We start from the raw sequence: 19,465 nt of genomic DNA on the forward strand, positions 1-19,465 counted from the left end.
CTCGACGCCGGTCACCTCGGCGGGGGCGGACACCAACACGGTGTCCGCCCCCGCTTTCGAGCGATTCCGGGGTTCATCCTCGATGGCCGAGGCGGCGCGGTGCCAGCGAGGTTGTCGCTACCTCATGACGGCCACTTCGGGAAGGGCGAAGCGAAGTCCAGGTCCGGGAGGTAGGTATGACGCATGGACACGACTGACGACCCTCGCAACGCCCGTCCGACGGCGCCCACACCGCGTGCGAGGCGCCGCTTCGAGCCGGTCTATTCGTCCGCAGTCGCCGTCGGACGATTCTTCTTCGGCGGAATCCTCCAACTGCGACCGACCCTGTCGGGGACGGAGCGGATCCCCTCATCGGGCGCGGCCGTGGTCGCGATCACGCATTTCGGCTACATGGACTTCGCGTTGGTCGAGTGGGTCGCCTGGTTGAGAACACGGCGCCGGATCCGATTCATGGTGACGAGGCGGGCGGCAGACAAACCCGTGGTCGGCTGGCTGCTCCGCCAGATGCAGCACATCCCCGTGGAGATCGGAGCCGGTCGCGACGCGTACGCGCACGCGGTTCGCGCCCTGCAGGACGGCGAGCTTGTCGGAGTCTTCCCCGAGGCGGGCGTGAGCGCCTCGTTCACCGTGCGGGAGCTCAAGACCGGCGCGGTGCGTATGGCCGCTGCCGCCGGCGTTCCCGTGATCCCTGTCGTGGTCTGGGGTGGGCAGTTCCTGCGAACCAAGAATCATAAGGCGCAGATCCGGGAGGCTTTCAAAGCGCCGATCCGCGTCGCGGTCGGCCTCCCCATCGAGGTGGACCCGTCCGACGATCCCGCGGAGAAGACCGCCGAGCTTCACTCTCACCTGCAGACCCTCCTCGACGATGCACAGGAGACGTATCCGATGTCGGGGGCGGGTCAGTGGTGGCAACCAGCCCATCTCGGCGGCTCTGCGCCCACCCCCGCTGCCGCAGCAGCCGCAGAAGCGGAGCGCCAGCGGCGGAGGGCGGCCGATCGCGGAGAGACGACCCGCGACTGACGTCTATTTGGCAGAAACCGAAAGTTCGAGAAGTCTGTACCGCATGAGCGAACCGAATGACCCGGCTCCGCGGGAACCGGAATCCGTTTGGCACCGTCGAATCCCGGGCATTCGATACATCTCCTCGGTCGGCGCGATCGTCGGCGGGGTGATTCTCGCGGTCCGCTCCGCTAACGGATGGGGCGAGGGCTCGGAGAGCACCTGGCTTTTCGTCGGCGGGTTGGCCCTGGTTCTGCTGGGTCTTGTTTCCATCCCCGTCGCCCGGTGGATGGAAAAGCGGCGGCTGTAACCATGTTCATCCCGAAGAAACGACCTGAGGGCTGGAGTTTCATCGCACTCGGCATCTTCTTCTGCGCCCTCGGCCTGGTGTTCATGTTCCAGATCTTCGGTCCCACGTCCGGGCGCGGGGAGACGCTCGCGGTCGTGGGTGTGCCCATCGGCGTCATCGCCATCGTCATCGGGGTCGTCAAGCTGGTCAGGGACGAAAGGAAAGATCCTCCGACCGGGGACGAAGACACCGAAGCAGCGAGTTGACGAGTCGGTTTCGCTGCTCGCGCTAGCCTCACACCGTGAGCACATCCGAGGCCGGCTCTCCGAGCGACACCCCGCCCTCCGCGGAACATGAGGCGGTCGGGTTACCCGCAGGCTGGGTGCGCATCGGCAACCGAAGGTGGTGGTCGACGTGGGCGGGGGTGAGTACCGCGTTCTTTGTGTTAGGCAGCCTCTACCTAGCGATTCAACTCGGCCGGCTGTTCTGGGCAGTCGTCCCCTTGCCCGTCGCCGTCATCTTCGGAGCAATCGCTGCCGGGGGCGTCCTCGCTCTGATCACTGTGATCCGGAATGCGAGATACCCGCAGCCCTACGTGAACCTCGAAACCGACACGCTTCGCGCCGGCAACCGCCGCACGCTCGCGCTGAACAGCATCCACCACGCCGTTGTCCCGACCGACCCGTCGCTCACGAATGGCACCCTCATACTGCGCCTGATCGCGGTGGACGCTCGCGTCGAGATCATTTTGCGCAACCGAAACGGACCCCGCCTCGACCGCTCATCCACCCAGGTCCTCGCAGAAGCACTACGCCGCACGGCTATTGCCATGCCTTCCTCTGCGGACGACCCGACAGGAAGATTCGCGCGCTTCAACTTCCCCGGACATATCGACCGGAACGACGCGATCGCTCTGGTCGAAAACCCACCCGCACCGGGAGCGCCACTCCCCGCATCCTGGTGATAGCGGCGGCGGTTCGGCGATAATCCTGTGGCCATGCACCTGCGACAGTGGGCAACGGCGTTCATCGTCGTCGCTATCGCGCCCTTAGGCGGGTGCACGATGAGCAGCCCTCCGCCTTCATCGGCATGCGTGCCGCGAATCATCGTGGACCCGAGGATCGCCTCGCCGGGGGAGACGATCACGTTGTCGTCCGACACCGCCTGCGGTAACGAGACACCCGAAGGCGGGTGGGTCGTCGTCGCGGCGCCTGTCGGGGATCAGCAAGCGGCCGTGACGGTGAAGACCAACGGCGAGTTCGACGGGTCGTTTCGGGTGACGATCGACCTCCCCGCCGACTTCCCGGAGGGCGACGCATACGCCGGCATCGAGAATTGGGACTACTCGTTCTGCTCGGACAACGGAAGCTGCGCGTCCGCCACGGGCGACTTCACGGTCCAGTGATTGCAGGTGCGTTCAGCAACCCTCTCCTCAGACCGTGTGCGAAGGTGCAGACATGCTTTCCCCGCAAGCGCTGAGCGAGAACGACCGTCGTGTCGTGGCCGAATGGGCAGCGGACTGCGCTGAACGCGTTCTTCCGCTATTCGAGGCAGAAGTTCTTGGTGATGATCGGGCGAGAGACGGCATCAGCCGCGCCCGATCCTTCGCCCGGGGAGAACGGGACGCAGCGGGCGAGATTCGTCGCCGCTTCGTCGCGGGGCGCGCCTCCCAAGCAGCCACCTCTCCGCAGGGCAAAGCGGCAGCGTGGGCAGCCGGCCAGGCAGCGGGTGTTGCACACATGGGCGCGCACGCCCTCGGTGCCGCCGCCTACGCCGCAAAGGCAGCCGAAATATCCGACCCAGGCCGCGGAGGCGAAGCGGAGATCGCGTGGCAACTGGCCAACATGAGCGAGCCCGTGAGAACCGCGCTCAAGCGCCTGCCGGCCCTCGGACAGGACTCGTCCGGGCCGCTCGGCCCCGGACTCCTCGCCTCAGGTCTCCTGGGGCAGAACATCCGCGCCATTCAGTCAGCACTCGACACCACCCCATGAAGTACCAGCGTGACCGGCTTCGCAGACACAGACTGTCGGCGTGGTTGCACTCCCCATCTGCGAAGTGCCAGTGTCATGGTCATGTTCAAGAGGCCTGAGAAGCCCATGGCGCCGCTGGCGTTCGGCGTGGTCTTTCTGGTCGTGTCGCTAGCGTTGCTGCCCCTCGTGCTCGCCGACCCCTTCGACACCTCGCCCCGCGGCATCCCGGTCGTGCTCCTTGACGTCGTCCTCGCTGCTTTTGGTGTGTATTTCTTGCTGTACGGCGCTTACTGGGCCTGGCGCGACAAGCATCCCGGATAGCCCCTGACTGCGGGGACGCTCTGCCGGCCGGCCCCCTCTTCATGCTGCGCGTTGAATCGCCTCGTCCCGCTTGCTCTGGAGGCGACGCGAGTGGTTGCATCGCTCTGTGCACACGAACTGGGTATGGATCGCTGTTGCGGTCTTCGGGCAAGTCGTCTGCATTACGACGGTCATGTCGTGGGCACGATCCCACCCGAGCGAGCGCTATCCGCTGGGATGGGTGAACGGCCGAATACTGAGCACTCGCCTCTGGCTGGTCCTGGGAACGGGGGCCACCTGGTTCGGCACGAGCGTGGTCCGACTAGGAGCCGAGACGCCGGTGCTGAGCGCAGTGATCGTCCTGGTCGCGTTCGTGCCGACCGTCGTGGCGATCGTCGTGGTCAATGCCAGGTCGGTGCGTCACCGGAGGTCGGCAGCAATCAACACGCGCACAGACGTTTCGTGAATAAGTTGGGGGGTGAGGATGCTGTGACCGATGAGCTGTACGACGAACTCGACCGGATCTTCGCGGCCCGCGATCGCGACGACATGGCGCCGACGATCGCTGCGCTGCAGCCGATCCACCAGAAGCATCCCCGTGACGCACGAGTGCTCTACGAGACCGGGGGCGCTTACGACACCGCCGGCGACGAGTCGACTGCGCTCGGTTTCTACGAGCGCGCCATCGCAGAAGGCCTCGACGGCGACCTTCGGCGGCGATGTTTTCTGCAGTACGGGAGCACCCTGCGCAACGTCGGGCGCCTCGACGACTCGCTCGCCGTCTTCGCGAGGGCTCGCGCGGAGTTTCCGGACTCCGTCGCGCTGGGCGCCTTCGAAGCTCTGAGCCTGCACGCCGCGGGTCGTCGCGACTCCGCTTTGGCGAGCCTCCTGATGTTGTTGGCAGATCACGTCGATACGGAAGACCTCAACCGCTACAAACCCGCGATCCGCGGCAACGCGGACTACCTCGCTTCGCTGGACGACCCGACATCGGGCGGGGCGCGGTAGCGGAGCCCTTCCCCGCACCCGCGCCAGCGGTGTCAACCCCCCGGTCCGCTCGGATCGGTCGTTCATCCGACCTTGGCTCGTGCGGCACCTCTCTCTCAACGCGGGCGGGCGCGGCCAGCCGCGCAGCCCCCGACCGCGGCACTTTCCGGCATCCGCGCCGTCGAGAAATGGCGCCGATGTCGGAAAGTGCCGCGGAATGGATGCTGCTACGCCACGAGCACAGTCGGCGCATCGAACCGATTCGGTAGCCTGGACGCATGACGACCGTAGAGACCGCGACTCCCGCCGACGCACGACCGTCCGACACCGGGTCGGAATGGTGGCGCACCGCCGTCATTTACCAGATCTACCCCCGCTCGTTCTCCGACAGCTCGGGCGACGGCATCGGTGACCTTCCCGGCGTTACGGCGCACCTCGACGATCTGCAGTCGCTCGGCGTCGACGCGATCTGGCTGAGCCCGTTCCAGCGCTCGCCCCAGAAAGACGCCGGTTACGACGTCGCCGACTACTGCGACGTCGACCCGCTGTTCGGCACTCTGGCCGACTTCGACCGGATGCTCGCCGAGGCGCACGCCCGCAGCATCCGCATCATCGTCGACCTCGTTCCCAACCACTCCAGCGATCAGCACGTCTGGTTCCAAGAAGCCCTCGCGGCTGCCCCCGGCAGCCCCGAGCGCGCCCGCTACATGTTCCGCGACGGCAAGGGCGAGAACGGCGAAGAGGCCCCGAACAACTGGGAGTCGGTCTTCGGCGGCCCCGCCTGGACCCGGGTGACCGAGCCCGACGGCACGGCCGGACAGTGGTACCTGCACCTGTTCGACTCGTCGCAGCCCGACTTCGATTGGTCGAATGACGAGGTGCGCGAGGAGTTCCGCCGCATCCTGCGCTTCTGGCTCGACCGGGGTGTCGACGGCTTCCGCGTCGACGTCGCGCACGGCCTGGTGAAGCAGGAGGGCCTCCCCGACTACACGCCCGCCGCCGACGGCGGCTCGATGGGCGGCGACGAGGCCGCGGTGCCCTATTGGGGCCAGCCGGGGGTGCACGACATCTACCGCGACTGGCACGAGCTGCTCGCCGAGTACGACGGCGACCGGGCGCTCTGCGCCGAAGCCTGGCTCCCGACCATCGCGAAGACCGCCATGTGGGTACGGTCCGATGAGATGCACCAGGCGTTCAACTTCGTCTTCCTCGAGACGAAGTGGGATGCCGCGGCCCTCCGCCTCGTCATCGACGAGTCGCTGCGCGCCTACGGCGAGGTCGGTGCCCCGAGCACGTGGGTGCTGTCGAACCATGACGTCGTGCGTCACGCGTCGCGCCTGGCGCTGACCGCCGACATCCCCCAGGGATTCGGCGTCGGACCGAACACGGTCGGCAAGCCCGACACGGCGCTCGGACTCCGCCGCGCACGCGCGGCCTCGGCGCTGATGCTCGCCCTTCCGGGGTCGGCGTACGTCTACCAGGGCGAGGAGCTCGGCCTGCCCGAGGTCATCGAGCTGCCCGACGAGGCCCGGCAGGATCCGACCTGGTTCCGCACGAACGGCGAGAAGTACGGGCGGGACGGATGCCGCGTACCGCTCCCGTGGACGGCCGAAGGACCGGGCTACGGCTTCAACGACACCGGCGCCTCGTGGCTGCCCCAGCCCGCGGAGTGGGCGTCGCTCGCCCGCGACGTGCAGCAGGGCGATCCGGCCTCCACGCTGTCGCTGTACGAGACACTGCTCGCAGAACGTCGCGCGCGGGGCCTCGGCGCGGGCGCCCTCGAGTGGGTCGACGGCGGCAGTGCCGACGTCGTGTCGTTCCGGAACGCCGGTGTGCACGTGCTGACGAACCTCGGATCCACCCCGGTCGACCTGCCCGCGGGCACGGTGATCGCGGCGAGCGAGCCCCTCGACGGCCGCGTGCTGCCTCCCGATACGACGGTCTGGCTCGCCTGACCTTCGGCCCGAGTCCTCGCAGCATCCGCGCGCCCACCCCTAGGCTCGGGGCATGACGATCGACCTCGAAGCCCTGTACGTCGACCTGCACAAGCACCCGGAGCTGTCGTTCCAAGAGACCCGCACCGCCGGGGTGATCGCGCGTCACCTCACCGAACTCGGGCTGGAGGTCGAAGAGGGTGTCGGGCGCACGGGCCTCGTGACGACCGTGCGCAACGGCGACGGGCCGACCGTGTGGCTGCGCGCCGACATGGACGCCCTGCCCGTGCAGGAGCAGACCGGCCTCGACTACGCCAGCACGGCGCGGGGCACCGATCCCGCCGGCCACGAGGTGCCCGTCATGCACGCGTGCGGCCACGACATGCACGTCTCCTCGCTCATCGGCGCGCTCGAACGGCTCGTCGCGACCCAGAGCGAGTGGTCGGGCACGGTCGTCGCGGTGTTCCAGCCCGCCGAGGAGTACGGCGCGGGCTCGAAGGCGATGATCGCCGACGGCGTGCTCGACCGCTACCCGCGACCCGACATCGTGCTCGGGCAGCACGTCACGCCCCTCCCCGCCGGCATCATCGGCGTGCGGCCCGGCACTCAAATGGCGGCGTCCGACGGACTCACCGTCGTGCTGCACGGCCGCGGTGGGCACGGCTCGCGCCCGCACTCCACGATCGATCCGATCGTGATGGCCGCGGCCACCGTCATGCGCCTGCAGACGATCGTGTCGCGCGAGATCGATCCGCGAGACGTCGCCGTCGTGACGGTCGGGTCGATCCACGCCGGTCTCAAGAACAACATCATCCCCGCCGAGGCGACGCTCGAGCTGAGCCTCCGCTACCCGAACGACGCCGCTCGCGACAAGGTGCTCGAGAAGGTCGAGCGCGTCATCCGGGCCGAGGCGGCAGCATCCGGCGCAGAACAGACGCCTACGATCACGACCGACCACACTCTGCCCCCGACGATCAACGACGACGCGGCGACCGCACGGCTCACGGGCGCTTTCGAGCGGGCGTTCGGCGCCGACAGCGTCATCGACCCCGGCATGTTCACGGGCAGCGAAGACGTGTCGTGGTTCGCCCGCGAGGCCGGTGTACCGCTGGTGTTCTGGTTCTGGGGCGGAGCCGATCCGAAGAAGTATGCGGATGCTGTCGCCGGCGGCACGATCGACCGTGACATCCCCACGAACCACTCGCCCTACTACGCGCCGGTGCTGCAACCCACCCTCGACCGGGGCGTCGAGAACCTCGTCGTCGCGGCGCGGGAGTTCCTGGGCTGAGGCCGGCCGGCCTAGAGCGTCGGCAGGGTCAAGATCTCGGCGCCGGTCTCGGTGATCGCGATCGTGTGCTCGGTGTGTGCGGTGCGGCACCCGGTGACGCTGCGAAGCGTCCACCCGTCGGCGTCGGTGACGAGCTCGGCGGTGTCGGCCATGACCCACGGTTCGAGCGCGAGCATGAGTCCGGGGCGCAGCACGTAGCCCTTGCCGGGTCGACCGGTGTTCGCGATGTGCGGATCCTGGTGCATCGTCGAGCCGATGCCGTGACCCCCGAACTCGACGTTGATCGGGTATCCGGCGGCCCCGAGCACTTTGCCGATGGCACGCGAGATATCGCCGGTGCGGGCTCCCGGACGCGCGGCGGCGATGCCCGCGGCGAGCGCACGCTCGGTCACGTCGATCAGGGCGAGGCTCTCGGCCGGCTGCGCGTCGCCGACGACGAAGCTGATCGCGGAGTCGGCGGCGACCCCGCCCTTCACCACGGCCAGGTCGAGCGTCAGCAGATCGCCGTCGGCGAGGGCGTAGTCGTGCGGCAGCCCGTGCAGCACCGCGTCGTTCACGGCGGTGCAGATGTAGCGGCCGAACGGCCCGCGACCGAACGACGGGGCATAGTCGACGTAGCACGAGGTCGCCCCGGCCTCGAGGATCATCTCTTTCGCCCACTGGTCGATCTCGAGCAGGTTCGTCCCCACCCGCGCGCGGCCTTTGAGGGTGTGCAGGATGTCGGCGACCAGTGCACCGGTCACGCGTGCACGGTCTATCTCGGCGGGGCTCAGAATCTCGATCACCCAATAACTATACCGGCCATATCATCCCGGTCTAGAATCGGGCCATGGTCAGACTTCCCCTGTCACCCGACGAGATCGAGCGCGGACGACGCCTCGGAACCGTGCTGCGCCAGGCCAGGGCCGGCCGTTCGATGCTCGAGGTCGCGCTCGACGCCGGGGTCTCGCCCGAGACCCTGCGCAAGATCGAGGCGGGTCGGATCGCGACCCCCGCGTTCCCGACCATCGCCGCCATCGCCGGCGTTCTGAACCTCTCACTCGACGCGGTCTGGGCCGAGGTCAACGCGCCCGCCGCTGCGGGGCAGCTCGCGTCCTGACCCAGGCGCGACACGGGGCACTGGATTCTGAACAAATAGAAGACGCGGGAATGAACGTGAGGCGCGCCGCGTTGCATACGGGTTGCTAACGGGCGTAGTGTCGCGCGTCGTGACTGATGAACGTCGCGATGCCGGCGATGAGTCGCCGATCGCGCAGACCCCCATGGCGAAGCGGCTGCTGATCGGCGATCCGCTGACGTCCGAGAAGCTCGACGATCAGCTGCTGCCGAAGAAGATGGCACTGCCGATCTTCGCCTCCGACGCGCTGTCGTCGGTCGCTTACGCGCCGCAGGAACTGCTCATGATCCTGCTGATCGGCGGCACGGCGCTGCTGACGTTCAGCCCCTGGGTCGCGGGGGCGGTCGTGCTCGTGCTCGTCGTCGTCGTCACGAGCTACCGGCAGCTCATCAAGGCCTATCCCTCGGGGGGCGGCGACTACGAGGTCGCGCGCACCAACCTGGGAGAGATCCCCGGCGTCATCGTGGGTGCGGCTCTCCTGGTCGACTACGTGCTGACCGTCGCGGTGTCGGTCGCCTCGGGCGTCGACAACATCATCTCCGCCATCCCCGAGCTGAACCCGTTCCGCATCGAGTTCGCGGTCGGCTTCGTCATCCTCATCGTGATCGTCAACCTCCGCGGGGTGCGCGAGGCATCCGCCGTCTTCGCGATCCCGACCTACCTCTTCATCGCCTCCGTCGCGATCATGATCGTGGTCGGACTCGCGCGCACCCTCGCGGGCGACCCGCCGGTGGCTTCCAGCGCGGAGTACGAGGTGCAGGCCGAGTCGCTCACGCAGGCGGCCATGATTCTGCTGGTGCTGCGCGCGTTCTCGAGCGGTTGCTCCGCCCTCACCGGCGTCGAAGCGGTCTCGAACGGTGTTCCCGCGTTCCGCAAGCCCAAGATCCGCAACGCCCAGACGACGCTGAGCCTGATGGGGATCATCGCCATCGTGCTGTTCGTGGGCCTCACGATCGTGGCGCTCGTGTCGGGCGTCCGTTACGCCGAGAACCCGTGCCACCTCATCGGCTTCGACTGCAACCAACCGCAACCGAGCCTCATGGCCCAGGTGGCCGCGGCGACCTTCGGCATGGGCAGCATCCCCTTCTTCGTCATCCAGGCCGCGACCGCGTGCGTGCTGCTGCTGGCCGCGAACACGGCGTTCAACGGGTTCCCCCTGCTCGGCTCGACCCTCGCCCGCGACGGCTACGCCCCGAAGGCGCTGAACACCCGCGGTGACCGGCTGGTCTACTCCAACGGCATGATCGTGCTCGGCATCGTCGCGATCGTCGTCTTGATCGTCTACCAGGCCGACGCGACCGACCTCATCCAGCTCTACATCATCGGCGTCTTCGTCTCGTTCTCGCTGGGCCAGATCGGCATGGTGCGCCACTGGCGACGCTCGCTGCGAGGCCTGCGCGAGCTGACACCCGACGCCGCCGCGCAGCAGTCCGCCCGCTACGAACGGCGGTCGGCGATCAGCGGACTCGTCATCAACTCCATCGGCGCCGGCATGACGATCGTGGTGCTCATCATCGTGACGATCACGAAGTTCACCCACGGAGCGTGGCTGGTCTTCCTCGCCATCCCCGTCCTGGCGGTGCTCATGATCGGGGTGAACCGGTATTACCGCGACGTCGAGCACGAGATCGAGATGGACGACACCGTGCACTTCGGCTCCGAGGGCGACGTGGCCGTCATCCTCGTGAATCGGCTGCAGAAGCCCATCGTGAAGGCCATCGACTACGCCCTCGCCGCCAAGCACGACAAGACGCTCGCCGTGCACGTCGCCATCAACGACGCCGACTCCGAGCGCTTGCAGCGGGAGTGGGTCGAGCACGAAGTGCCGGTGCCCCTCGTCATCATCGAATCGCCGTACCGCGCATACACCTCGCCGGTCGCCGGCTTCATCAACAAGTACCGCGAGAAGCACGGCTCCGCGGTCGTGACGGTCTACCTGCCGCAGTACATCGTCGGGCACTGGTGGGAGACCTTCCTGCACAACCGCCGCTCGCGGCGTCTCGCCCAGCAGCTCATGCTGCTGCACGGCGTCTCGATCACCCTCGTGCCGTGGCTGCTCGACTCGTCGGAGATCATCTACGGACGCCGCTCGCGCCCCCTGCCGGGGCAGCAGCGCGGAGGCCAGTGGACCCCCGGCCCCGAACATCGCGCCCACCACGCGTCGCGCCCCGACGACGCGGCCACGGAGCCCGGCGACAAGGCCTGAGCAGGTACTGCGGGCCGCTGCGCTGCGCGCAGCATCCCGGTCCCTCCTCCTGAAGCACGCCCGTCACCCTCACGTGCGCAAGCCGTGAGGAGCCGCGGTCGTGCGCGTCCTGTGAGGAGACCGGCCGCACCCGTATGGATTCCGTGAGGACCGACGGATGCTGCCCGCGACGGGTGTTGCATCGAGTCTCGTGCCCGCTCCAGCGGGTGCCCCGTGCCTCATCGGTCGCGCGGGCTCGCATCATTCCCAAGGAGCTTCCGTGCTCGATGTCGTCTACATCGCCGCGACGATCGTGCTGTTCGCACTCGTCGCCCTGATCGGCAAAGGGGTCGAGAAGCTGTGATCCTCTTCTCCCTCATCGCGGGCGTGCTCGCTCTCGCCGCCGTCGTCTACCTCGTCGTCGCCCTCGTGCGACCGGAGAGGTTCTGACATGTCCGCCGAGCAGATCCTGTTCGCCGTCCTCCAGGGCGGCACCCTCGCACTCCTCCTCGCGCTCGCGTACCGCCCCGTGGGCGACTACATCGCGCACATCTACACCTCACCGAAAGACCTCGCGGTCGAACGCGGCACCTACCGCCTGATCGGCGTCGATCCGCGTTCTGCGCAGACCTGGCAGGCGTACCTCCGCGGTGTTCTGCTGTTCTCGGTGGTCGGCGTCATAATCGTCTACGCGCTCCAGCGGCTGCAGGAAATCCTGCCCTACTCGCTCGGCCTCCCGGCGACGAGCGAGCACCTCTCGTTCAACACCGCCGTGTCGTTCGTGACGAACACGAACTGGCAGTCGTACTCCCCCGACCTGACCCTCGGCTACACGGTGCAGTTCGCGGGCCTCGCGGTGCAGAACTTCGTCTCGGCCGCCGTCGGCATCGCCGTCGCCATCGCGCTCGTGCGCGGCTTCGCATATCGGCGCTCCGGCACGATCGGCAACTTCTGGGTAGACCTCGTGCGCGGCGCGTACCGTCTCCTGCTCCCGTTCGCGATCATCGCCGCGGTCGTGCTGCTCGCCGGCGGCGTGATCCAGAACTTCAACGGGTTCACCGATGCGTCCACCCTCGCCGGTGCCACGCAGTCGATCCCGGGCGGGCCGGTCGCGAGCCAGGAGGCCATCAAACTGCTCGGCACGAACGGCGGCGGGTTCTTCAACGCGAACTCCGCGCACCCGTTCGAGAACCCGGCACCGTGGACGAGCCTGTTCGAGGTCTTCCTCATGCTCGTCATCCCCTTCTCGCTCCCCCGCGCCTTCGGCAAGATCGTCGGCGACAACCGCCAGGGCTACGCGATCGTCGGCGTCATGGCGGGCATCTTCCTCGCTTCGCTCGTGCTCGTCACGTGGGCGGAGGCGGCCGCCGGGGGCACTGCCCCGCAGCTCGCCGGTGCGGCGATGGAGGGCAAAGAAGCACGGTTCGGGCTCTTCGGCTCGACGCTGTTCAGCTCGACGTCGACCCTCACCTCCACCGGTGCGGTCAACTCGATGCACGACAGCTACACGGCCCTGGGCGGAATGCTCCCCATGATCAACATGATGCTGGGCGAGATCGCCCCGGGCGGCGTGGGATCGGGGCTGTACGGGATGCTGGTGATCGCCGTCATCGCGGTGTTCGTCGGCGGCCTGCTCATCGGCCGCACCCCGGAGTACCTGGGCAAGAAGATCGGGCCCCGCGAGATCAAGCTCGCGAGCCTGTACATCCTCGTCACCCCCACTCTGGTGCTCGCGGGCACCGCCCTGAGCTTCGCGATCCCGTCGGTCCGCGCCGACGTCGAGACCACGTCGATCTGGAATCCGGGCATCCACGGCCTCAGCGAGGTGCTCTACGCCTTCACCTCGGCCGCGAACAACAACGGCTCGGCGTTCGCCGGACTCACCGCGAACACCCCGTGGTTCAACACCGCGCTCGGTGTCGCGATGCTGCTCGGACGATTCATTCCGATCGTGCTCGTGCTGGCGCTCGCGGGCTCGCTCGCGGCGCAGGACAAGGTGCCGTCGACCGTCGGAACGCTGCCGACGCACCGGCCCCAGTTCGCGGGGCTCCTCGCGGGCGTGGCGGTCATCATCACCGCCCTCACCTACTTCCCGGTCCTCACCCTCGGACCCCTCGCTGAAGGACTCTCCTGATCATGTCCACCACCACCATCCCGGTTCCCGAGCCCGTCGAAGGACGAGCGCCGGCCCCTGACCCCGTCGAAGGGTCGGGCACCCGCCCGGCACCGCGCGCCCTCGGTTTCGCGCAGCTGGTCGAGGCGCTCCCCGGCGCCCTGAAGAAGCTGAACCCCGCCGCGCTGTGGCGGAACCCCGTCATGTTCCTCGTCTGGGTCGGCGCGGCGCTCACCACCGTGATCGCCGTCGCCGAGCCCTTCCTCGGCGGCCCCGAGTCGTCGGGCGGCACGTCGGTCCCCGCGGGTTTCACCTGGGGCATCGCCGTCTGGCTGTGGCTGACCGTGCTCTTCGCGAACCTCGCGGAGTCGGTCGCCGAGGGCCGCGGCAAGGCGCAGGCCTCGGCTCTGCGCAAGACCCGCACGACGACGAACGCCCGGCGGGTGGTGTCGTACGACGCGACGACGGATGCGGCGGCCACCGCAGCATCCGTCGTCGAGGTCCCCTCGGCCGATCTCACCCTCGGCGACGTCGTGGTGGTCACCGCGGGCGAACTCGTCCCGGGTGACGGCGACATCGTGTGGGGCATCGCCACGGTCGACGAGTCGGCGATCACGGGCGAGTCGGCCCCGGTCGTCCGCGAATCGGGCGGCGACCGCAGCGCGGTCACGGGCGGCACCCGCGTGCTGAGCGACCGCGTCGTCGTGCGCATCACGTCGAAGCCCGGCGAGACGTTCGTCGATCGCATGATCGCGCTCGTCGAGGGCGCTTCGCGTCAGCGGACGCCGAACGAGATCGCGCTGAACATCCTGCTGGCGAGCCTGTCGATCGTGTTCGTGATCGTCGTGCTGGTGATGAACCCCATTGCCTCGTACGCGGCGTCACCCGTCAGCATCCCGGTGCTCATCGCTCTGCTCGTCTGCCTCATCCCCACGACCATCGGCGCGCTGCTGAGCGCGATCGGCATCGCGGGCATGGACCGCCTCGTGCAGCGGAACGTTCTGGCGATGTCGGGGCGTGCCGTCGAGGCAGCGGGCGACGTGACGACGCTGCTGCTGGACAAGACCGGCACGATCACCTACGGCAACCGCCGCGCGTCGGACTTCGTGCGCATGCCGGGTGTCTCGGCCGAAGAGATCGCCCGCGCCGCCTCTCTCTCCTCTCTCGCCGATCCGACGCCCGAGGGCACCTCGGTCGTCGAGCTCGCCGCCGCGCAAGGGGTGGTCGCGACCCTCCCTGACGGGGCGGTCTCGGTGCCATTCACCGCGCAGACCCGCATGAGCGGCCTGGATCTGGCCGACGGCACCCAGGTGCGAAAGGGCGCGAGCTCGGCCGTGCTGGCGTGGTTGGAGGCATCCGGCGCTGCTGTGCCGGCGGAACCGCGCGCAGAACTCCTGCGATCCACCGACGCGATCGCGGAGTCGGGCGGAACCCCGCTGGTCGTCGCCACTCTGAGCCCGCAGAATGCAGGAGTTGTGCTCGGCGTCATCCACCTGAAGGACATCGTCAAAGACGGCCTCCGCGAACGGTTCGCCGAACTGCGGACGATGGGCATCCGCACCGTCATGATCACCGGCGACAACCCGCTGACGGCGAAGGCGATCGCGGCCGAAGCCGGTGTCGACGACTACCTCGCCGAGGCCACGCCCGAAGACAAGCTCGCCCTGATCAAGCGCGAACAAGAGGGGGGCAACCTCGTCGCGATGACGGGCGACGGCACCAACGACGCGCCCGCGCTCGCGCAGGCCGACGTCGGGGTCGCGATGAACACTGGTACGTCGGCGGCCAAAGAGGCCGGCAACATGGTCGACCTCGACTCCGATCCGACCAAGCTCATCGACATCGTGCGCATCGGCAAGCAGCTCCTCATCACGCGCGGCGCCCTGACGACGTTCTCGCTCGCGAACGACATCGCGAAGTACTTCGCGATCATCCCGGCGATGTTCATGGGGGTCTTCCCGGGCCTCGCGGCACTCAACGTCATGCAGCTCAGCTCGCCCGCATCGGCGGTGACGAGCGCGATCATCTTCAACGCCCTCGTCATCATCGTGCTGATTCCGCTGGCCCTGCGCGGCGTCAAATACCGGGCGGCGAGCGCCTCGGCGACGCTGAGCCGCAACCTCGTGATCTACGGGCTCGGCGGCGTGATCGCCCCCTTCATCGGCATCAAGCTCATCGACCTCGTCGTGAGCCTCATCCCGGGTTTCTGAAAGGACCTGACATGCGCACCACCCTTCGCACCACCGGCGTCGCCCTCCGCGCGATGCTCGTCTTCACCGCCGTCCTCGGTGTCGGCTACATGCTGCTCATCACCGCGGTCGGCCAGCTCGTGCTGCCCGGCCAGGCCGACGGCTCGCTCGTCCGCGACGCCGACGGCCAGGTCGTCGGTTCGTCGCTGATCGGCCAGTCGTGGACCGATGCCGACGGCGCGGCACGGCCGGAGTACTTCCAGTCGCGCCCCTCGGCCGCGGGCGACGGGTACGACGGTGGAGCCTCGAGCGGCTCGAACTACGGCCCCGAGAACGAAGACCTCATCGCCGCGATCGAAGAGCGCCAGACGGCGATCGCCGACCTCGACGGAGTGTCGGTTGCCGACATCCCCGCCGACGCCGTCACCGCCTCGGCGTCGGGCCTCGACCCCGACATCAGCGTCGACTACGCCCTGCTGCAGACCGCCCGAGTGGCGTCGGAGCGGGGACTCGACGAGGCGGAGGTGCGCGAACTGGTGGAGTCCAGCATCCGCCCCCGCGACCTCGGCTTCATCGGCGAGCCTCGTGTGAACGTGCTCGAGCTCAACCGCGCGCTCGACGCGCTCTAGGCCGAGTGGCATGTCCCGAATTCCGCAACGATGGGGCCTCTGCCCGGCGGTTTTCGGGACACGCTCCGGCGCATGTCCCGAATTCCGCAAGGATTCGCCAGCTGCGTTGCGGAAATGGGGACGCGCTCCCGGGCGTGTCCCGAATTCCGCCAGGATCCGGAGCATTCCTTGCGGAAATTGGGACATGCCTCGCGCATGCCCGCGTCCGCGTCCGGAAGACGCCACAGCCAGACCAACGAATAGGGTGACGACATGAAGCGCGGGCGGTTGCGGGTGCTCCTGGGGGCTGCCCCGGGCGTGGGCAAGACCTACGAGATGCTGCAGGAAGGCCGGCGGCTGCAGGGCGACGGCCGCGACGTCGTCATCGCGGTCGTCGAGACGCACGGGCGGGCGGCCACCGCCGCGCAGGTCGTCGGCCTCCCCGAGATCCCCCGCCGCATCGTGGAGCATCGCGGGGTCGAGCTGAGCGAGATGGATCTCGACGCGATCCTCGAGCGACGGCCCTCGCTCGCCCTGGTCGACGAGCTCGCACACACGAACGCCCCCGGGTCGCGGCATCCGAAGCGCTGGCAAGACGTCGAAGACCTGCTCGCGAACGGGATCGACGTGATCACCACCGTCAACGTGCAGCACATCGAGTCTTTGAACGACGTCGTGCAGAAGATCACGGGCGTCGAACAGCGTGAGACGGTGCCGGATGCTGTGGTGCGCGGCGCCGATCAGATCGAAGTCGTCGACCTGGCTCCCGCGTCGCTGCGCGACCGGCTGGCCGCGGGCCACGTCTACCCCGCCGAGCGCATCGACGCGGCGCTGTCGAACTACTTCCGCCTCGGGAACCTGACGGCGCTGCGCGAACTCGCACTGCTCTGGCTCGCCGACGAGGTCGACAGCGCGCTGAAGTCCTACCGCGCCGAGCACGGCATCGAGGGCGCATGGCAGGCCCGCGAGCGGGTCGTCGTGACGCTCACCGGCGGCCCCGAGGGCGAGACGCTGCTCCGCCGCGGCGCCCGCATCGCCGCGCGCGCGGCCGGCGGCGAGCTGCTGGCCGTGCACGTCACCAGCCAAGACGGCCTCCGCCAGGGCGCTCCCGGCGCCCTCGCGGCGCAACGCGCGTTGGTCGAGTCGCTCGGCGGCACGTATCACCAGGTCGTCGGCGACGACGTCGCCCGCGCCCTGGTCGACTTCGCCCGATCGGTCAACGCGTCGCAGCTCGTCGTCGGTGTGAGTCGTCGCGGACGGTTGGCGGCGGCGTTGACCGGCCCGGGCATCGGCGCGACGGTGGTGCGGGAGTCGGGCGACATCGACGTGCACATCGTCACGCACGCCGCCGCCGGCGGACGCTTCGCCCTCCCCCGGCTCTCGGGCGGAGCCCTGAGCGTCAAGCGCCGGGTGCTCGGCTTCGTCGTCGCGGTGACGGGCGGTCCGCTGCTGTCGTGGCTGCTGCTGTCGACGAGCTCCGACGAGTCGATCACCTCCGACGTGCTGGCCTACCAACTGCTCGTCGTGATCGTCGCCCTCGTGGGCGGCATCTGGCCCGCGCTGTTCGCTGCGGTGCTCTCGGGGTTCACGCTCGACTTCCTCTTCGTCGAGCCCCTCAACACCATCACGATCGACGACCCCGCGCACGCGCTGTCGTTGGTGCTCTACGTCATCATCGCCATCCTCGTGAGCTACATCGTCGACCAGGCCGCGCGGCGGGCACGCGCCGCGCGGCGCGCGATGGCCGAGTCGGAGCTCCTCGCCACGGTCGCCGGCAGCGTGCTCCGCGGCGAGAGCGCCGTGCCCGCCCTCGTCAGCCGCACGCGCGAGGCCTTCGGCCTGGCCGGGGTGCGGCTCATCGCGGCCGACGGCACGGTGCTCGCGACCGACGGCGAACCGCTGGGCGGAGACGGGTCGGCGGTCGCGATCCCGGTCGGCGCGGGGCGCGCGACCCTCGAACTGCACGGCGGCGACCTGGATGCTGCCGAGCGGCGCCTCTTCGACGTCATCGTCGCGCAGCTCGCGGCGGCTCTCGAACACACCGACCTCACGCAGACGGCGCGCGAGGCGGGCATCCTCGCCGAGACCGATCAGGTGCGCAGCGCTCTGCTGTCGGCGGTGAGCCACGACCTCCGCCGACCTCTCGCCGCCGCCGTCGCATCGGTGGGGGGCCTGCGGGCCGCCGACGTGCAGCTCTCGCCCGCCGATCGTGCCGAGCTCATCGAGACGGCCGACGAGAGCCTCCGCACCCTGACCGCGCTCGTGACCGACCTCCTCGACGTGAGCCGCGTGCAGGCGGGCGTCTTGGCCGTCTCGCTCGCGCCGACCGACGCCGCCGACGTGGTGCTCGCCGCCGTGGACGAACTGGGCTTCGGCCCCGACCAGGTCGAGCTCGCCCTCGACCCCGACCTGCCGCCGATCTCGGCCGACCCCGTGCTTCTGCAGCGGGTGCTCGTGAACGTGCTCGCGAACGCCTCGCGTCATTCTCCCGACGGCGTCCGCGCCCGCATCGCGACGAGCCGGCTCGGCGGCATCGCCGAGATCCGCGTGGTCGATCACGGCCCCGGGGTCGAACCCGACCGGCGCGAAGACATCTTCGCCCCGTTCCAGCGCCTCGGCGACGTCGACAACACCACGGGTCTCGGGCTGGGCCTCGCTCTCTCCAAGGGGTTCGCCGAGGGCATGGGCGGTACGCTCACGCCCGAGGACACACCCGGAGGAGGCCTCACCATGGTGATCGCGCTTCCCGTCGCCCCCGCCCAGACCACGGCGCCCGAGACGATGCCCCGATGAAGGTGCTGCTCGCCGACGACGATCCGCAGCTCGTTCGTGCGCTGCGCATCACCCTCGCCGCCCACGGCTACGAGGTGGTCGCCGCCCCCGACGGTGCTGCAGCAATCACGCTCGCCGCCCAGTCGCACCCCGACCTGGTCGTCCTCGACCTCGGCATGCCTCGCCTTGACGGCGTGCAGGTGATCGAGGCCCTCCGCGGCTGGACCAGCGTGCCGATCCTCGTCGTCTCGGGCCGCACGGGATCGGCCGACAAGGTCGAGGCGCTCGATGCGGGGGCCGACGACTACGTCACGAAGCCCTTCCAGATCGACGAGCTGCTCGCGCGGTTGCGGGCGTTGTCACGCCGCCACGGGGCTCCCGGCAGCGAGCCCACCGTGCGCTTCGGCGATGTCGTCGTCGACCTCGCGGCGAAAGCCGTCACCCGCGACGGCGCCCGCGTGCACCTCACCCCGACGGAATGGCGGATGCTGGAGTTCCTCGCGCGCAACCCCGGCACCCTCGTCACACGGCAGACCCTGCTCAAAGAGATCTGGGCGAGCGAGCAGGTGAGCGACTCGGGCTACCTCCGCCTCTACATGTCGCAGTTGCGCAAGAAGCTCGAGCGCGACCCCGCGCATCCCGCGCACCTCCTGACGGAGTCGGGCATGGGCTACCGCCTGCTGACCGACTGACCGCGCAGTCCCGAGAATCCGT

General features: G+C 68.9%; 21 protein-coding genes. 20 read left to right on the forward strand and 1 reads right to left on the reverse strand.

Translation table 11 applies throughout. The annotated features are described in order from the left end of the window. Positions 1–183 precede the first annotated feature (183 nt). The 11 genes from ACFXQA_RS04390 (at position 184) to ACFXQA_RS04440 (ending at position 7,767) form a co-directional block, all read left to right on the forward strand. A complete protein-coding gene (locus tag ACFXQA_RS04390) occupies positions 184–1,020 on the forward strand; it encodes a lysophospholipid acyltransferase family protein (RefSeq protein WP_394518580.1) in 837 nt (278 codons plus the stop codon). 43 nt (positions 1,021–1,063) lie between these two features. After that, positions 1,064–1,309: a hypothetical protein gene (locus tag ACFXQA_RS04395; RefSeq protein WP_394518581.1), complete on the forward strand. Its 246-nt coding sequence runs from the start codon at positions 1,064–1,066 to the stop codon at positions 1,307–1,309. 2 nt (positions 1,310–1,311) lie between these two features. Next, positions 1,312–1,554 carry a hypothetical protein gene (locus ACFXQA_RS04400; protein WP_394518582.1) on the forward strand — a complete coding sequence of 81 codons (243 nt, stop codon included), beginning with the start codon at positions 1,312–1,314 and terminating at the stop codon, positions 1,552–1,554. Between the two features lie 35 nt (positions 1,555–1,589). Beyond that, positions 1,590–2,252 (forward strand): hypothetical protein, encoded by a 663-nt coding sequence (locus tag ACFXQA_RS04405; RefSeq protein WP_394518583.1) that lies wholly within the window; start codon positions 1,590–1,592, stop codon positions 2,250–2,252. Positions 2,253–2,396: 144 nt separating this feature from the next. Beyond that, entirely contained in the window at positions 2,397–2,693 is a 297-nt protein-coding gene (locus ACFXQA_RS04410; RefSeq protein ID WP_394518584.1) for a hypothetical protein, read from the forward strand. A 52-nt stretch (positions 2,694–2,745) separates the two neighbouring features. Further along, positions 2,746–3,279, forward strand: coding sequence for a putative immunity protein (locus ACFXQA_RS04415; RefSeq protein WP_394518585.1), 534 nt, complete (start codon positions 2,746–2,748; stop codon positions 3,277–3,279). 81 nt (positions 3,280–3,360) lie between these two features. Next, positions 3,361–3,579 carry a hypothetical protein gene (locus tag ACFXQA_RS04420; protein ID WP_394518586.1) on the forward strand — a complete coding sequence of 73 codons (219 nt, stop codon included), beginning with the start codon at positions 3,361–3,363 and terminating at the stop codon, positions 3,577–3,579. A gap of 106 nt (positions 3,580–3,685) precedes the next feature. Further along, entirely contained in the window at positions 3,686–4,024 is a 339-nt protein-coding gene (locus ACFXQA_RS04425) for a hypothetical protein (RefSeq protein WP_394518587.1), read from the forward strand. Positions 4,025–4,047: 23 nt separating this feature from the next. Then, complete coding sequence (locus ACFXQA_RS04430; RefSeq protein WP_394518588.1) at positions 4,048–4,566, forward strand: tetratricopeptide repeat protein; 519 nt, start codon at positions 4,048–4,050, stop codon at positions 4,564–4,566. Between the two features lie 257 nt (positions 4,567–4,823). Continuing rightward, on the forward strand, positions 4,824–6,500 hold the full coding sequence (locus tag ACFXQA_RS04435; RefSeq protein WP_394518589.1) for a glycoside hydrolase family 13 protein: 1,677 nt from the start codon (positions 4,824–4,826) through the stop codon (positions 6,498–6,500). A 52-nt stretch (positions 6,501–6,552) separates the two neighbouring features. Then, positions 6,553–7,767, forward strand: coding sequence for an amidohydrolase (locus tag ACFXQA_RS04440; protein ID WP_394518590.1), 1,215 nt, complete (start codon positions 6,553–6,555; stop codon positions 7,765–7,767). Positions 7,768–7,778: 11 nt separating this feature from the next. On the opposite strand, the gene map is transcribed toward ACFXQA_RS04440, so the two are convergent. Next, positions 7,779–8,552 carry a type I methionyl aminopeptidase gene (gene map / locus ACFXQA_RS04445; protein WP_394518591.1) on the reverse strand — a complete coding sequence of 258 codons (774 nt, stop codon included), beginning with the start codon at positions 8,550–8,552 and terminating at the stop codon, positions 7,779–7,781. Positions 8,553–8,596: 44 nt separating this feature from the next. Here map and ACFXQA_RS04450 point away from each other — a divergent pair, with 44 nt between their 5' ends. The 9 genes from ACFXQA_RS04450 (at position 8,597) to ACFXQA_RS04490 (ending at position 19,443) form a co-directional block, all read left to right on the forward strand. After that, positions 8,597–8,866, forward strand: a complete 270-nt coding sequence (locus ACFXQA_RS04450; RefSeq protein ID WP_394518592.1) for a helix-turn-helix domain-containing protein — start codon at positions 8,597–8,599, stop codon at positions 8,864–8,866. A gap of 163 nt (positions 8,867–9,029) precedes the next feature. Continuing rightward, positions 9,030–11,090, forward strand: coding sequence for an APC family permease (locus ACFXQA_RS04455; protein ID WP_394519073.1), 2,061 nt, complete (start codon positions 9,030–9,032; stop codon positions 11,088–11,090). 190 nt (positions 11,091–11,280) lie between these two features. After that, positions 11,281–11,433: a hypothetical protein gene (locus tag ACFXQA_RS04460; RefSeq protein ID WP_394518593.1), complete on the forward strand. Its 153-nt coding sequence runs from the start codon at positions 11,281–11,283 to the stop codon at positions 11,431–11,433. Then, a complete protein-coding gene (locus ACFXQA_RS04465; RefSeq protein ID WP_394518594.1) occupies positions 11,430–11,519 on the forward strand; it encodes a potassium-transporting ATPase subunit F in 90 nt (29 codons plus the stop codon). The genes ACFXQA_RS04460 and ACFXQA_RS04465 overlap by 4 nt, the downstream gene beginning before the upstream one ends. Before the next feature lies 1 nt (position 11,520). Then, the gene (gene kdpA / locus ACFXQA_RS04470; RefSeq protein WP_394518595.1) at positions 11,521–13,203 is read left to right on the forward strand and encodes a potassium-transporting ATPase subunit KdpA; all 1,683 of its coding nucleotides are present in this window, start codon (positions 11,521–11,523) and stop codon (positions 13,201–13,203) included. A 2-nt stretch (positions 13,204–13,205) separates the two neighbouring features. Then, positions 13,206–15,392, forward strand: a complete 2,187-nt coding sequence (gene kdpB / locus ACFXQA_RS04475) for a potassium-transporting ATPase subunit KdpB (RefSeq protein ID WP_394518596.1) — start codon at positions 13,206–13,208, stop codon at positions 15,390–15,392. Positions 15,393–15,403: 11 nt separating this feature from the next. Beyond that, positions 15,404–16,000 carry a potassium-transporting ATPase subunit KdpC gene (gene kdpC, locus ACFXQA_RS04480; RefSeq protein WP_394518597.1) on the forward strand — a complete coding sequence of 199 codons (597 nt, stop codon included), beginning with the start codon at positions 15,404–15,406 and terminating at the stop codon, positions 15,998–16,000. A gap of 252 nt (positions 16,001–16,252) precedes the next feature. Then, the gene (locus tag ACFXQA_RS04485) at positions 16,253–18,772 is read left to right on the forward strand and encodes a DUF4118 domain-containing protein (RefSeq protein ID WP_394518598.1); all 2,520 of its coding nucleotides are present in this window, start codon (positions 16,253–16,255) and stop codon (positions 18,770–18,772) included. Then, positions 18,769–19,443 carry a response regulator gene (locus ACFXQA_RS04490; protein ID WP_394518599.1) on the forward strand — a complete coding sequence of 225 codons (675 nt, stop codon included), beginning with the start codon at positions 18,769–18,771 and terminating at the stop codon, positions 19,441–19,443. The genes ACFXQA_RS04485 and ACFXQA_RS04490 overlap by 4 nt, the downstream gene beginning before the upstream one ends. The last annotated feature ends 22 nt before the right edge of the window (positions 19,444–19,465 follow it).

The sequence above is a fragment of the Microbacterium shimangi genome (genome assembly GCF_043556445.1).
Classification (GTDB): domain Bacteria; phylum Actinomycetota; class Actinomycetes; order Actinomycetales; family Microbacteriaceae; genus Microbacterium.

Excerpts from the sequence above, each read along its gene's own strand:
- ACFXQA_RS04390 (WP_394518580.1), top strand. The coding sequence starts at position 184 with ATGGACACGACTGACGACCCTCGCAACGCCCGTCCGACGGCGCCCACA.
- ACFXQA_RS04395 (WP_394518581.1), top strand. The coding sequence starts at position 1,064 with ATGAGCGAACCGAATGACCCGGCTCCGCGGGAACCGGAATCCGTTTGG.
- ACFXQA_RS04400 (WP_394518582.1), top strand. The coding sequence starts at position 1,312 with ATGTTCATCCCGAAGAAACGACCTGAGGGCTGGAGTTTCATCGCACTC.
- ACFXQA_RS04415 (WP_394518585.1), top strand. The coding sequence starts at position 2,746 with ATGCTTTCCCCGCAAGCGCTGAGCGAGAACGACCGTCGTGTCGTGGCC.
- ACFXQA_RS04420 (WP_394518586.1), top strand. The coding sequence starts at position 3,361 with ATGTTCAAGAGGCCTGAGAAGCCCATGGCGCCGCTGGCGTTCGGCGTG.
- ACFXQA_RS04435 (WP_394518589.1), top strand. The coding sequence starts at position 4,824 with ATGACGACCGTAGAGACCGCGACTCCCGCCGACGCACGACCGTCCGAC.
- ACFXQA_RS04440 (WP_394518590.1), top strand. The coding sequence starts at position 6,553 with ATGACGATCGACCTCGAAGCCCTGTACGTCGACCTGCACAAGCACCCG.
- ACFXQA_RS04450 (WP_394518592.1), top strand. The coding sequence starts at position 8,597 with ATGGTCAGACTTCCCCTGTCACCCGACGAGATCGAGCGCGGACGACGC.
- ACFXQA_RS04455 (WP_394519073.1), top strand. The coding sequence starts at position 9,030 with ATGGCGAAGCGGCTGCTGATCGGCGATCCGCTGACGTCCGAGAAGCTC.
- kdpA (WP_394518595.1), top strand. The coding sequence starts at position 11,521 with ATGTCCGCCGAGCAGATCCTGTTCGCCGTCCTCCAGGGCGGCACCCTC.
- kdpB (WP_394518596.1), top strand. The coding sequence starts at position 13,206 with ATGTCCACCACCACCATCCCGGTTCCCGAGCCCGTCGAAGGACGAGCG.
- kdpC (WP_394518597.1), top strand. The coding sequence starts at position 15,404 with ATGCGCACCACCCTTCGCACCACCGGCGTCGCCCTCCGCGCGATGCTC.
- ACFXQA_RS04485 (WP_394518598.1), top strand. The coding sequence starts at position 16,253 with ATGAAGCGCGGGCGGTTGCGGGTGCTCCTGGGGGCTGCCCCGGGCGTG.
- ACFXQA_RS04490 (WP_394518599.1), top strand. The coding sequence starts at position 18,769 with ATGAAGGTGCTGCTCGCCGACGACGATCCGCAGCTCGTTCGTGCGCTG.